Genomic DNA, 13,518 nt, shown 5'->3' on the forward strand with positions numbered 1-13,518 from the left:
GACCGAGCCGGTCAGCCGGCCGCGTAACCAGGCATCGGGTACGCCGCCAGCAGGTCCCGCACCTCGCCGGCGATCCGGTCGAGGGTGGCCTCGTCGTCCTTGATCGCCGCGCTGACCGCCTCGTCCATCCAGGCGGCGACCTGCGGCATCTGCTCCTCGGTCAGTCCCCGGGTGGTGAGCGCGGGTGTGCCGAGCCGGATGCCGGAGGGGTCGAACGGCTTGCGCGGGTCGTACGGCACCGTGTTGTAGTTGAGTTCGATGCCGGCCCGGTCCAGCGCCTGCGCGGCCGGCTTGCCGGCGATGCCCTTGCCGGTCAGGTCGGCGAGGATCAGGTGGTTGTCGGTGCCGCCGGAGGAGAGCGTGAAGCCCCGCTCGACCAGTGCCGCCGCCAGTGCCTTGGCGTTCGCGACGACCTGGTGGGCGTACCGGCGGAACTCCTCGGTGCCGGCCTCCCGCAGCGCGACCGCGATGCCGGCGGTGGTGTGGTTGTGCGGGCCGCCCTGCAGGCCGGGGAAGACGGCCTTGTCGACCGCGGCGGCGTGCTCGGCGGTCGTCATGATCATGGCGCCGCGCGGGCCGCGCAGCGTCTTGTGCGTGGTGGTGGTGATCACGTCGGCGTGCCCGACCGGCGACGGATGGGCGCCACCGGCGACCAGACCGGCGATGTGCGCGATGTCGGCGACCAGCACCGCGCCGACCTCGCGGGCGATCTCGGCGAAGCCGGCGAAGTCGATGGTGCGGGGCACGGCGGTACCGCCGCAGAAGATCAGCTTGGGGCGTTCCCGGCGGGCCAGGTCGCGTACCTCGTCGAGGTCGATCCGGCCGGTCTCGGCGGAGACGCCGTACCGGACCGGGTTGAACCACTTGCCGGTGGCCGAGACCGACCAGCCGTGCGTGAGGTGGCCGCCCATCGGCAGCGCCATCCCGAGCACCGTGTCGCCGGGGGAGAGGAACGCCAGGTAGACGGCGAGGTTGGCCGGCGAGCCGGAGTACGGCTGCACGTTGGCGTGCTCGACCCCGAAGAGTTCCCGGGCCCGGGTCACCGCGAGCGTCTCGATCGGGTCGACGAACTGCTGACCCTCGTAGTAGCGGCGACCGGGGTAGCCCTCGGAGTATTTGTTGGTCAGCACCGTGCCGCTGGCCTCGAGTACGGCGGTCGAGACGTAGTTCTCGGAGGCGATCATCCGCAGCTTGTCGTGCTGCCGGGTCGCCTCGGACTCGATTAGGCCTGCCAACTCCGGATCGGCGGTGGTCAGGCTGGGAATCGGTGGTACGTGCACGGTGGTCGTCCTCCTGGCTGGTCTCCGCCTTGCCGCCGATGCTATCGGTCCGCCGTCGGCGGCCGGCGGCGCACCCGACGCGGTGCGTGTCCCACCAGCGGGACGCCAGCGGCCAGGCAAGGGGAACCTTCTGGCGGGTCCAGACCCATTAAGTAGGCATGGGGTTGCTTCGCAAGGCGGGACCCGCTGGCTATGAGGACTTCGTGACCAGCCGGTACCGCGAAATCGTTCGGTTCGGCGCGCTGCTGACCGGTGACGGCCGACTGGGCGAGGATCTCGCCCAGGAGGGTCTGATCGCGGCCTATCGGGCGTGGCATCGGTTGGGCGCCCCGGACGGGCGACCGGAGGCGTACGTCCGGCAGGTGATGGTCCGGACCGCGATGCGGGCCAAGCGGCGGCGCTGGCGCGGCGAGGTACCGACCGAGGAGTTGCCGGAGCCGTCTGGTCCTGGTTTCGCGGATCAGTCGGATCTGAGCGTGCAGGTGCTCGCCATTCTGCGCCGGCTACCCGCCGACCAGCGGGTGGTGCTCGTGTTGCGGTTCTGGGCCGACGCCTCCGAGGCCGAGGTGGCGCAGACCCTCAATCTTGCTCTGGGAACGGTCAAGAGCCGCACGTCCCGTGCCCTGGCGACGTTGCGCGCCAGCGGCCTGTTCGTCGGATCCGCCAAGGAGACCTCGTGAATCACATCCATGCCAGGGAACTACTCCAACGCGCGGCCGGCTCCGTGACGCCGATCGAGACCGATCCCGCCACCCGGCTGGTCAGCCTCGGGCAGCGCAGCGTGCGCCGCCGGGCCTGGGGAACTGCCGGCTCCGTCGCCGTCGCCGTCGCCGCCGTGGTCGCGGCCGTCGTGGCCCTGCCCGTCGGGACGGCGGCCCCGGACCGGCCCGAGGCCGCCGGGGCGCCCGGCAACAAGGTGAGCCTGGGCGGTCTGTCGGTCGCCGTGCCGGAGGGCTGGCGGACGCGTGAGGTCACGACGTTCGACCCCTGCACCGCCGCGCCGCGCACCGTCTACCTCGCCGAGCGGTGGGATTCCCAGGCCTTGCGGCCAAAGTCTGGTCGGTCCGGGAGCACACCCTTCAAGTGCAGCTCGGAAGGGCAGGCGTGGATGGCTGTCGTGCAGAAGGGCGTCCTTCAGTCCGTCAGCCCGAACCGGCTGGGGTTCAAGGACAAGCAGCTGATTGAGGTCGCGCAGGTCGATGAGCACAGGCTCAAGTCTGTGTGGACCTACCGCGCCTTCACCGAGATCGAGGCGACGACGATCGAGGCGACGACGGCCTTCATCTCCGGGGACGAGGCCGATCGCGAGGAGCTACTCAAGCGCGTCACCTGGCCCGCCGGCCCGGCGGCCCCCGCCTCCGGCGGCCTGGCGTTGCCCGACCGCATCGCCTACGCCGTCACCGACCGGCCCGTCAGCAACGGCATGGTCAACGCGACGGATGCCAGGACCCTGACCCAGATCCGGACAGCCCTCGCCGACCTGCGCGACCCCGTGCCCGCCGGTGAGGAATGCACACTGCAGAAGCCCGGTTCGGTCGGAATCGGCCTCGGCGACATCACCGTGGTGCTGGGCGACGCGACATGCCCGCAGGCGATCTCGACCGGCGGTGGACGTGTCCGGGTCCCGGCCGGGCTGGGCAAGGACCTGCTCGACCTCATCATCGCGAGCGACCGCGCCGCGACCGAGGGGTAGCGGTGTAAGGCCGGAGCTGTATACAGAGCGGCAGGTCGAGGGCGGGTTCTCGAGCATCGAGGGCCCGTCCTTGCCGCAATTCCCACCGACCCGCGGCTCAGGGCTGGCGGGGTGGTGCGGTGCTGCCGCGCGGGATGAGGTGCGCGGTCTCGTCCTGGAAGTCGCCGAGGGGCTGCCCGGCGATGGCGGCGAGGAGCCGGCCGGCGGCGTGCGCCCCGTACGCCGGGATGTCCCGGTGCAGCGCGGTCAGCGAGGGGTGCACGAGCTGGCAGAGCGGCGAGTCGTCCCAGGCGACGATGGAGACGTCGGTCGGCACGGTCAGCCCCATCTCCTGGGCCACCGAGAGGCCGGCGATCGCCATCACGTCGTTGTCGTACACGATGGCGGTCGGTCGGTCGGCGGAGCTGAGCAGGCGTCGGGTGGCCCGTGCGCCCTCCTCGCCGCTGTAGTCGGACGAGACGGTGACGGTGCGGTCCAGGCCGAGCCGGCGGCAGGCGGTGCCGAACGCCTCGGTGCGGATCTCGGTGTGCAGCAGCCCGGGCAGGCCGCCGATCCGGGCGATCTGGCGGTGGCCGAGCGCGACGAGGTATTCGAGCACCTCGGTCAGGGCCGCCGACTCGTCCGACCAGACGTAGTCCGGTCCGCCGCGCTCGCCCGGCCCGCCGATCACCACCGCCGGCAGGCCCAGCTCCGTCAGCACCGGCAGCCGGCGGTCGTCGACCCGCAGGTCGCAGACGAGTACGCCGTCGACCCGCCGCTCGCCCCACCAGCGCCGGTAGACCGCGATCTCGGCTTCCGGACTCGCCACCACCTGGAGGGTCAGCGCGTACGACCGGGCGGAGAGTTCCGCCTCGACGCCACTGATCAGCTCCATGAAGAACGGCTCGACGCCGAGGATGCGGGCCGGCCGGCAGAGCGCCAGCCCGACCGCGTTGGCGGTGGCGCCGGAGAGGGCCCGGGCGGCGCTGTTCGGGTTGAAGCCGATCTCCTGGGCGATCGCGAGAATGCGTTGCCGGGTGGCGTCCGAGACGCCGGGCTGCCCGTTCAGGGCGTAGGAGACGGCGCCCTTGGAAACCCCGGCCCGGCGGGCCACATCCGCGATCGTCGGCCGCTTCACCCGGCGCTCCTTCGTCTGCGCCGACCCGAATCCGCAGCCGGGCCGGTCGGTCACCCGCACACTGCGTCGTGCTGCCGCACGGCGCAGCAGAGCCCGTGCGGGCCACGGGAGTGAACTTTTCCGGTTAAGCATAGCGATGCGGCAATCTTGCCGACAGTGCCGGCCGGCCGTGCAGGCCTGCGGATTGTCGGCCATTCCCGGCCCTTTCCGGGACCGTTGACATGGCGGAGAGGCGCCCGTACGGTGACGTTACTTATCCGGTTCAGTCGACATTTCTCGATGTCCTGATTGTGTCTCCCGGTGCGGCGACGGCGCCTTCCACCAGGGACGGCGCCCCCGAGGTCGTGGTCAAGATGAGGTGCCCGTGACGTCCTGGCAGAGCCTGCACGACGGTTGGTCGCTTACCGCGATCGGCAACCCGGACGTCCCGGAGGCGGTCGCGTCCGCCCCGGTCCCGGCCACCGTGCCCGGCTGTGTGCACACCGACCTGCTCGCCGCCGGACTGATCCCGGATCCCTACCTCGACCAGCACGAACTCGCGCTGGGCTGGATCGGCCGTACCGACTGGTGCTACCAGACCACCTTCCAATGGGACGGTAGCGGAGAGGGCGGCGAGGGCGGCGAGGGCGGCGACCGGGTCGAGCTGGTCTGCGCCGGCCTCGACACGGTGGCGACGGTCACCCTCAACGACGTCGAGTTGGGCCGGACCGCCAACATGCACCGCAGCTACTCCTTCGACGTACGCGCGGTGCTGCGGGTCGGCGACAACGTGCTGCGGGTGCGGTTCGACTCGGCGTACCGGTATGCCGAGGCGGAGCAGCGGCGGCTCGGCACCCGGCCGAAGGCGTACCCGACGCCGTTCAACTTCATCCGCAAGATGGCCTGCAACTTCGGCTGGGACTGGGGCCCGGAGCTGGTCACCGCAGGGATCTGGCAGGAGATCGGGCTGCGCACCTGGCGGACCGCGCGGCTGGCCGAGGTCCGCCCGCAGGTCACCGTCGCCGGCACCGAGGGGCGGGTCGGGGTACGCGTCGAGGTCGACCGGGCCGACGACGAGGGCGACGCCGCCGAGCCGCTCACCGTGCGGGCCATCGTGGCCGGCGAGGTCGCCGAGACGGTACTCGCACGCGGGCAGCGCGGCGCCGACCTGACCGTCACCGTCGCCGACCCCGAGCTGTGGTGGCCCCGGGGGTACGGCGACCAGCCGCGCTATCCGCTGACCGTCACCCTGCACTCAGGGGAGCAGGAGCTGGACGGCTGGCAACGGAACATCGGCTTCCGCTCGGTACGCCTCGACACCGCCACCGACGAGCACGGCTCGGCGTTCACACTCGTCGTCAACGACCTGCCGGTCTTCGCCCGGGGCGTCAACTGGATCCCGGACGACTGCTTCCCGCACCAGGTCACCCGGCAGCGCTACGCCGAACGCCTCCGCCAGGCGTCTGACGCAAACGTCAACTTCCTGCGGATCTGGGGCGGCGGCCGGTACGAGTCCGAGGACTTCTACGACCTCGCCGACGAGCTGGGACTGCTGGTCGGGCAGGACTTCCTCTTCTCCTGTGCCGCCTATCCGGAGGAGGAGCCGTTCCGCACCGAGGTACGCGCCGAGGCGGCCGAGCAGATCGTCCGGCTGGCCAGCCATCCCAGTCTGGTGCTCTGGTTCGGCAACAACGAGAACATCTGGGGCTGGCACGACTGGGGCTGGCAGGAGGAGTTGGCCGACCGCAGCTGGGGTGCCGGCTACTACTTCGAGCTGCTGCCCGGCCTGCTCGCCGAACTGGACCCGAGTCGACCGTACTGGCCGGGCAGCCCGTGGTCGGGACGGCCGGAGATCCACCCGAACGACCCGGCACACGGCAGCATGCACATCTGGACGGTCTGGAACCAGCTCGACTACGCGCACTACCGGGACCACCTGCCCCGGTTCGTCGCCGAGTTCGGCTGGCAGGGGCCGGCCAGCTACGCCACGCTGCGCCGGGCCATCTCCGACCCGGGCGGGCTGGCCGAGGACTCGGCCGCGATGGCGCACCGGCAGAAGGCCGGCGACGGCCGGCTCAAACTGGCCCGAGGGCTGGCGGCGCACCTGCCGGCACCGCGCGACTTCGACGACTGGCACTACCTGACCCAGCTCAACCAGGCCCGGGCGATGAGCGTCGGGGTGGAGCACCTGCGGTCGTACCGGCCGATCTGCATGGGCAGCGTCGTCTGGCAGCTCAACGACTGCTGGCCGGTCACCTCGTGGGCCGCCGTCGACGGGGACGGCCGCCGCAAACCCCTCTGGTACGCGTTGCGTCGCGCGTACGCCGACCGGCTGTTGACGATCCAGCCGAGGCAGGGCGGGCTGGCACTGATCGCGGTGAACGACGGGGGTGCACCGTGGACCGGTCGGGTCGACGTGACCCGGGTGACCCTGGCCGGCGAGCCGAGGAGCAAGTCGTCGGTCGAGTTGGCCGTACCGCCGTACTCGGAAATCACCTGGCCGTTGCCGGCGGACGTCGCCGGCCCGGAGGACCCGCGCGCCGAATTGCTGGTCGCCGATCCCGGTGGGGACGGTGAGCGGAGCTTCTGGTTCTTCGCCGAGGATCACGAGCTGGCCTATCCGCCGGCCGAGTACGACGCCACGGTCGAGCCGTCGCCGGAGGGGGTACGCGTCCGGGTGACCGCCCGGACGATCCTGCGCGACCTGGTGCTCGCCCCGGACCGGCTCGATCCGGCGGCGGAGGTCGACGAGGCGCTCGTCACGCTGTTGCCGGGGGAGTCGACCACCTTCACCGTACGGTCCGGGGCACCGCTGGACCCGACGGCGCTGACCACCCGTCCGGTGCTCCGCTGCGTCAACGACATGGTGTCGCGGCACTGATCCGTCGCTCTGGCTCGTCGCACTGATCCATACCCCTGTTCCCGGACACCGCTCCCGGAAGGATCACCACCGCCATGAAGCGCCACGTTCCGCTGCTGCTGGGGCTGGTCGGGCTGCTGCTCGCGGCCTCCCCGGCACCCACCTCCGCCGCCCCGAGCGGCTCACCCGACCCCGCCGCCCCGAGCGGCTCGCCCGACCCCGCCGCCCCGAGCGGCTCGCCCGCCTCCGTCGCCGCCGGAAAGCCCGTCGCGTCAGGCCGATCATCGGGAGGGTTCGTCGTCCGCAAGGGTGACCAGCTCGTGCTCGACGGCAAGCGGTTCCGGTTCGCCGGGACCAACAACTACTACCACCTGCGCGCCGAATGAGCCGGGTTGGCCGGTTGCGGGGCGGGCATCCGCCCGCAACCGGCCTCGGTGGAGGACCGCCATCACGAGGGCGAGGATCGGGACCTGTTCCCGGCGATCGCCGGGCGGCATCCCGAGCTGCGGTAGACGCTGCGCTACCTGGAGGGCGTGGCGGCCATCATGGAGTCCCAATTCCGGTACGAGGAACGCCAGCTTCTGACGGTGCTGGAGACGCTGGCGCTGGACGCCGATCCCGCGGTGCTGGGACCGCCGTGACCGTCCGACCTAGCTGATGCAGGCGCAGCCAGGTTCCCGATAGCCGGAGGAAGAGTCAGAGGTGCGATTGGTCGGCGTAGTTACCGGCAGCGATGTCCCACGAGAGGCAGTCCCAGTAGCTGTCCCCGATCGTCGCCGGCGCATCCCACTTCCCGATGACCCACTGCATCTCGTTCTTGGCATCTTCCCAGCCGTCGGGGTCGCCACCGACGATCGCGGGCACAAGATCGGCGACCAGGCGTAGCGAGCGGCCGTACAGCTCGAGCGACGAGTTCACGAACGTGAGCGACCGGTGGTGGTCGATGACCTGTACGGCACCCGTGCCCAGGTCTAGACAGAATTCGCCGCCCCATGCGTCGGTGCCGTAGCCGAATCGCAACATGCCATCTCGGAAGCTCAAGTTCGGGCCGAGCAGAAACAGGTCGACACCGTCGAGTCGTAGCGATTCCGGCAGGTCGGCCCCAGTCAGTCGCTTCCGCAACTCAGGCGACAGCGATTCCCACCCGTCGAGTTCTTCCAGTGCGGACATGGCGGTCAACCTATCGAGGGTCAGCCGGCAGCGCGGGGATCAACTCGGCCAGGACGGCCCCCGGCCGATCCGGTGGAGAGCCATACCGTTTCACTTCTGATCGCGTCGAGTTACCCTAAAGACACTTAGAGTTGTCGATAGGGGTCGATGTGGCGCCCGATCAGACTCAACCGCTCCGTTCTCCGTTCCGGACCATCGAGGGGCTCGACCGCACGCTGCTGGCGCAGTGCGGGATCGCCGACATCGACGACGTCAGAAGGGTCGTGAACCGCCCCGGTACCGGCCTCGTCGTCACCGCCTACCAGGGCAATCTTGCCGGGATCTACCACTGGGCGCGTTACCTCGTGGAGAAGGGCTACGACCGTCCGCTCCTGCTGGACGCCAACCGGTACGGCGGGAACGGGCGACTGCCCGCCGCCACCCCGTTCAACCCGGACTGGCTGGCACGGCAGCGGGACCTGGGACTGCCGGTGCTCACCGACTCGGGCTACGTGGGGCCGGGCGACCTCGACGGGCTTGTCGCGATCCTGGGCCGGACGGCGATGATCGACGACGCGATCGCACTGCTGCCACTGCACCTGTCCTGGCTCAGGATGCCAGGCGCCCGGGACGCCCTGCTACGGCAGGTGCGCGCCTTCGCCGTACCGATCGCGGTCGTCGTCGAGCACCAGGCCGACCCGTTCGGCGTACGGGGCGTCGTTGACGGGCTGATCGAACTGTTGAACTGCGAGGTGCCGCTGCTCGTACTGCGCTGCGACATCTCCGCGTTGGGCGCGCTCTGCTGCGGCGCGGTTGCGGCGGCGGTCGGCACCCGCGCCGCCCTGCGTCACCTCTACCCCATGGTTCCGACGCCGTCGCGTCGTCGTCGGTCACCGCCAGCGCCGTCCGTCGTCGTGTCCGGCTGTCTGTCGTACAAGCGGCTCAGCACGGTGGCCCGGACGAAGCGACGGCACCCGGACAGCAACCTGTGGTGGTGTGGCTGCTCGACCTGCGAGGGCAGGGACCTGGACTGGATACTGCACCGTCCTGAGTGGATGCGCGAGAAGCTGTCCTTCCAGCACTCGCTCGACGCCGTCCTGGAACTGCGCGAACAGCTCATCGGTCCGGATCCCCGACAGGACCCGTTGACCTGGCGGGCCCGGTGCGCCAATGCCGCGTACTGGCGTCGGGAGGTGGGCTGGGAGCCGTTGCCCGCACTCGACCGCTGGCAACAGGCGATCGGGCTACCCCCATCGGATGATCCGTCGCCCCCGCCATACCGTCCGGGGTGGAGCATTCCGCCGCAACGGGGGAGTGATCGGACGACATCGCCAGAGTGATCGCCGGTAATGTGCTGGGGGCCATCGTTATGGGGAGGCGATCCGGCGCGTGACTGTGCCACCCACGTTGCAGCAGCTCGGCGACTACCGGCTTATCCGTCCACTGGGATCGGGAGGCATGGGAGACGTCTACTTCGGTGTGTCGCCGACGGCGGACCGGGTCGCGGTCAAAGTCATCCGACGGCACCTCCTCGCCGATCCGACGGTGCGGCAGCGGTTCGCCGCCGAGGTGGAGAGCCTGCAACTCGTCTGGGGTTCACGGGTCGCCCGCCTCGAGGCCGCCGACCCGCTCGGTGATCCCGCCTGGCTGGCGGTCGAGTACGTTCCAGGCTCGACCCTGATGCAACACGTCGAGCAGCGCGGCCCACTCTCGATGCCGCTGGTGGCGATGGCGGGTGCGATGCTCGCCGACGGATTGGACCGGGTGCACCAGGCCGGCCTGGTGCACCGGGACCTGAAGCCACACAACATCATCCTGGGTCGGGACGGGCCGGTGCTGATCGACTTCGGGCTGGCGGTGCTCACCGAGCGGGGCGACTACCTGACCGATCCCGGCGGGCTGGTCGGCACCCCCGACTACATGTCCCCGGAACGGATCCAGGGCGAGCGGAACATGGCCGCCGGCCCGGACATCTACGGTCTCGCCGCCACGCTCGTGTTCGCGCTCACCGGGCACAAACTCTATTCCGCCGGCCACGGACTGCACGGACTGCTGCTCCAGATCACCGACCCGGACGTACTGCCGGACCTGTCCGGCGTCCCGGCCGAGGCGGTACCGGTGCTCGGCGCGATGCTGGCGCACGATCCGACCGCCCGGCCCAGCCTGGCCGCCGTACGGACCCGGCTGCTCGCGATCGCGACCGCTGGCGGGGTACCGGTCATCGAGATGCGTCGCCGGGTGGGCGAGCTGACCTTCGACGGCAGCACCGAGATCGTGGTGCCGCCGGAGTTCGCCGATCCGTCGACGGATCCCGAGGACACCCGGCCGGACAGTGCCGGCAGCCCGGACGACGACGGGCCGGACACCGCAGTGGATCCGGATCCGCCGGTACGGCTGCCGACCACGCTGGTCGACCCCGAGCCGCCGGACAGGCCACGCGCCGAGGTCGGCTGGCTGATCGACAAACTGCGTCAGCAGTACGCCCGCCGCGCCACCCTCTGACCCCGTTCGCCGCCCGCCACCGCTCTGCTCGACGCCACCCTGCTCGACACAACAGAACATCCCCTCCCGCGAAGGACGCCCAGCCCATGACGCCTCCGCCCCCGCCCGCGGCCATCCAGTTCGCGCCCGGATCGCGCATCCTCGTCCGGGACGAGGAATGGCTGGTCCGGACCGCCAAACCGGCCCGGGACGGCACGATGGTCAAGGCCGTCGGAGTTTCCGAGTTCGTCCAGGACGTCGAGGCGACGTTCTTCACCGAGCTGGACGACGTCCGGGCGATGCGGCCGGAGGAGACCGTTCTGGTCCAGGACACGTCGTCGCGCTTCCGGAAGAGCCGGCTGTTCCTGGAGGCGGTGCTGCGGCGTACCCCGTTGCCGCAGTCGGAGCGGGGCCTGGCGCTTGCCGACCGGTTCCTGCTGGACCCGTTGACCTACCAGCAGCGGCCGGCCGAGCTGGCGCTCTCAGCGCTGCGCCCCCGGATCCTGCTCGCCGATGTCGTCGGGCTCGGCAAGACCCTGGAGATCGGGCTGATCCTGGCCGAGCTGATCCGGCGGGGACGCGGTGACCGGATCCTGGTGGTCTCGCCGCAGCAGGTGCTGGAGCAGTTCCAGCGCGAGCTGTGGACCCGGTTCGCCATCCCGCTGGTCCGGCTCGACTCCACCGGGATCCAGCGGATCCAGCAGGAGATCCCGGCCGGGCGGAACCCGTTCACCTACTTCAGGCGGGCGATCATCTCGGTCGACACCCTCAAGGACGCCGGGCAGTTCGGGCACCATCTCGACGCGATCGAGTGGGACGCGGTGGTGATCGACGAGTCGCACAACCTGATCAACAAGGGGACCCAGCGCAACGAACTGGCCCGGCGGCTCGCCGCCCGGACCGACGCGCTGCTGTTGGCCAGTGCCACCCCGCACAACGGTGACAAGCGGTCATTCGCTGAGCTGATCTCGCTGCTCGATCCTACGGCGATCACCGACCCGGACAACTACTCGGCAGAGGACATCGCCCATCTCTACCTGCGCCGGACGAAAATCAGTCCCGAGGTGCGGGACCAGATCGGGAACCGCTGGGCCGACCGGGGGCCGTCCCGGGCCCTGCACTGCCCGGCCAGCGACGCCGAGGAGCGGATCTTCGCCGAGCTGACCGAGGTGTGGTTGGCCGGCAAGTGGACCGACGGGCCGATCCGGGGGCAGGAGCGGCTCTTCCCGTACACCCTGTTGAAGTCCTTTCTTTCCTCGCACGTCGCGCTCGCCGCGACGGTGGCGAACCGGTCGAAGAAGGCGACCGGCCGGGAGCGGGCGGCGTTGGACCGGCTGGCGGAGCTGACGGCGGAGATGTCCGACGACGACTCCAGCAAGCTGGACCGGCTGGTGGCGGAGCTACGGGACAAGATCGGGGTCGGGCCGGGCAGCTCGGTCCGGGCGGTGGTCTTCTCCGAGCGGGTGCCGACGCTGAAGTGGCTGGCCGAGGTGGTGCCGCGCCGGCTCGGCCTCAAACCCTCGGCGGTACGCACCCTGCACGGCGGGCTGACCGACGCCGAGGAGCAGCAGGTGTTGCAGGAGTTCGAGCTGGCCGGCAGCGCCGTCCGGCTGCTCTTCACCGGCGATGTCGCCTCGGAGGGGGTGAACCTGCACCAGCAGTGTCACCACCTGGTGCACTACGACATCCCGTGGAGCCTGATCCGGATCGAGCAACGCAACGGCCGGATCGACCGGTACGGCCAGCGGCACGAGCCGCAGTTCCGGGCGCTGATCCTCACCTCGAACGTGCCGGATGCCAAGGACGACCGGACGGTGGCGGAGAAGCTGCTCGATCGCGAGGAGGCCGCACACCGCAGCCTCGGCAGTGTGGAGGCGATGACCGGGCAATACGACGCCCGGCTGGAGGAGGACCGGCTGGTCCGGGACCTGCTGGAGGGCAAGACGGTCGACGAGTCGTACGCCGCCGGTGCGTACGAGGTCGACGTGCTCGCCGATCTGATGGCCTCGGTGGGTGAGGCGCCGGTCGGTGCGGAGCCGAAGCGGGTGCAGGTGCCGAAGCTCTTCGACGCGACCAGCGACTTCGTCGACACCGCCCTCGCCGAGCTGTACGACGACCGGCCCGACGACCGGATCGGGCTGCGCCGGGAGGACGAGCTGATGTCGTTCCTCGCCCCGGCCGACCTGGTGCAGCGGCTCGGTGACCTGCCCCGGTCCTATCTGCGGGCGCACGCCGAGGGGGAGGAGCTGCGGTTGAAGGTCACCTTCGACCGGCGCCTCGCGCAGCGGAAACTGGACGAGGCCCGGGAGTCGACGAAACCGGCCTGGCCGGAGATCGCCTTCCTCAGCGACGTGCATCCGATGGTGGAGTGGTTGGTCGACAAGGTGCTGTCCCGGCTCGGCCGGCAGCAGGCGCTGGTGCTGACGGCGGCCGTACCCGATCCGGTTTTCCTGGTCCAGGGCGTCTACTGCAACCGGCTCGGCCAGCCGACGGTGGTGGAGTGGATGGCGGTGTCCGGGTTGCCGGACGCGCCCCGGGTCGGTCCGATGCTCGACGCGCTGGCCGACGCGAAGGTCGGGCCGCAGATGGCGAACCCGGGCCGACGGATCCCGCTCGACCGCCTCGAAGCGCTGGTCCCGGCCGCTGTCGAGGCGGCCCGGGGCGACCTGGCCGCCCGGCGGGCCGAGTGGGACGCCGAGATCGCCGCGCCGCTGCGTGAGCACCGCCGCAAGCTGGAGCGATTCGAGCAGGGCAGCCTCCTCGGTGAGTTGGCGCCGGCCCAGCGGGAGCGCCGCCGGCAGCGGGTGCACCGCACCGTAAGGGAGCAGACCGACCTGGTCAGCCGGTTGGAAACCGTCGGCGATCCGCTGTTGCGGGTGCTCGCCGTCCTCGTCGACGACGCCTCGGAGAGCGCGGAGGGTGTGGCATGAGTTTCGAGTCGCTGACCAACCGGGGCGAG

Annotated in this window: 10 protein-coding genes; 7 read left to right on the top strand and 3 right to left on the bottom strand. The window is 70.7% G+C overall.

Annotated features, from left to right (window positions below):
* Positions 1–11 precede the first annotated feature (11 nt).
* Positions 12–1,280: a serine hydroxymethyltransferase gene (locus tag CLT71_RS30780; protein ID WP_101370174.1), complete on the bottom strand. Its 1,269-nt coding sequence runs from the start codon at positions 1,278–1,280 to the stop codon at positions 12–14.
* Between the two features lie 158 nt (positions 1,281–1,438).
* Here CLT71_RS30780 and CLT71_RS30785 point away from each other — a divergent pair, with 158 nt between their 5' ends.
* Together CLT71_RS30785 and CLT71_RS37180 are read left to right on the top strand one after the other, a co-directional pair.
* Complete coding sequence (locus CLT71_RS30785) at positions 1,439–1,960, top strand: SigE family RNA polymerase sigma factor (protein ID WP_101370175.1); 522 nt, start codon at positions 1,439–1,441, stop codon at positions 1,958–1,960.
* Positions 1,957–2,973: a hypothetical protein gene (locus CLT71_RS37180; RefSeq protein ID WP_158242338.1), complete on the top strand. Its 1,017-nt coding sequence runs from the start codon at positions 1,957–1,959 to the stop codon at positions 2,971–2,973. Before CLT71_RS30785 ends, CLT71_RS37180 begins: the two co-directional genes overlap by 4 nt.
* Before the next feature lie 97 nt (positions 2,974–3,070).
* Here CLT71_RS37180 and CLT71_RS30800 read toward each other — a convergent pair whose 3' ends face one another.
* On the bottom strand, positions 3,071–4,090 hold the full coding sequence (locus tag CLT71_RS30800) for a LacI family DNA-binding transcriptional regulator (protein WP_101371943.1): 1,020 nt from the start codon (positions 4,088–4,090) through the stop codon (positions 3,071–3,073).
* 364 nt (positions 4,091–4,454) lie between these two features.
* Between CLT71_RS30800 and CLT71_RS30805 the strand changes: the two genes are divergently transcribed.
* Both CLT71_RS30805 and CLT71_RS30810 read left to right on the top strand, forming a co-directional pair.
* On the top strand, positions 4,455–6,950 hold the full coding sequence (locus CLT71_RS30805; protein WP_101370178.1) for a glycosyl hydrolase 2 galactose-binding domain-containing protein: 2,496 nt from the start codon (positions 4,455–4,457) through the stop codon (positions 6,948–6,950).
* 74 nt (positions 6,951–7,024) lie between these two features.
* Positions 7,025–7,315, top strand: a complete 291-nt coding sequence (locus tag CLT71_RS30810; protein WP_101370179.1) for a hypothetical protein — start codon at positions 7,025–7,027, stop codon at positions 7,313–7,315.
* 310 nt (positions 7,316–7,625) lie between these two features.
* Here CLT71_RS30810 and CLT71_RS30820 read toward each other — a convergent pair whose 3' ends face one another.
* Positions 7,626–8,099 (bottom strand): SUKH-4 family immunity protein, encoded by a 474-nt coding sequence (locus CLT71_RS30820; protein WP_101370180.1) that lies wholly within the window; start codon positions 8,097–8,099, stop codon positions 7,626–7,628.
* A gap of 149 nt (positions 8,100–8,248) precedes the next feature.
* On the opposite strand from CLT71_RS30820, the gene CLT71_RS30825 reads away from it, so the two are divergent.
* From CLT71_RS30825 to CLT71_RS30835, 3 genes are all read left to right on the top strand, one after another.
* A complete protein-coding gene (locus tag CLT71_RS30825) occupies positions 8,249–9,418 on the top strand; it encodes a hypothetical protein (RefSeq protein WP_101370181.1) in 1,170 nt (389 codons plus the stop codon).
* A gap of 49 nt (positions 9,419–9,467) precedes the next feature.
* Complete coding sequence (locus CLT71_RS30830; protein ID WP_486483550.1) at positions 9,468–10,580, top strand: serine/threonine-protein kinase; 1,113 nt, start codon at positions 9,468–9,470, stop codon at positions 10,578–10,580.
* An 86-nt stretch (positions 10,581–10,666) separates the two neighbouring features.
* A complete protein-coding gene (locus CLT71_RS30835) occupies positions 10,667–13,489 on the top strand; it encodes a DEAD/DEAH box helicase (protein WP_101370183.1) in 2,823 nt (940 codons plus the stop codon).
* Positions 13,490–13,518: the final 29 nt, after the last annotated feature.

The sequence above is a fragment of the Plantactinospora sp. CNZ320 genome, from assembly GCF_002846275.1.

Coding starts and splice junctions, on each gene's coding strand:
- CLT71_RS30785 (WP_101370175.1), top strand. CDS start 1,439: ATGGGGTTGCTTCGCAAGGCGGGACCCGCTGGCTATGAGGACTTCGTG.
- CLT71_RS30810 (WP_101370179.1), top strand. CDS start 7,025: ATGAAGCGCCACGTTCCGCTGCTGCTGGGGCTGGTCGGGCTGCTGCTC.
- CLT71_RS30820 (WP_101370180.1), bottom strand. CDS start 8,099: ATGTCCGCACTGGAAGAACTCGACGGGTGGGAATCGCTGTCGCCTGAG.
- CLT71_RS30835 (WP_101370183.1), top strand. CDS start 10,667: ATGACGCCTCCGCCCCCGCCCGCGGCCATCCAGTTCGCGCCCGGATCG.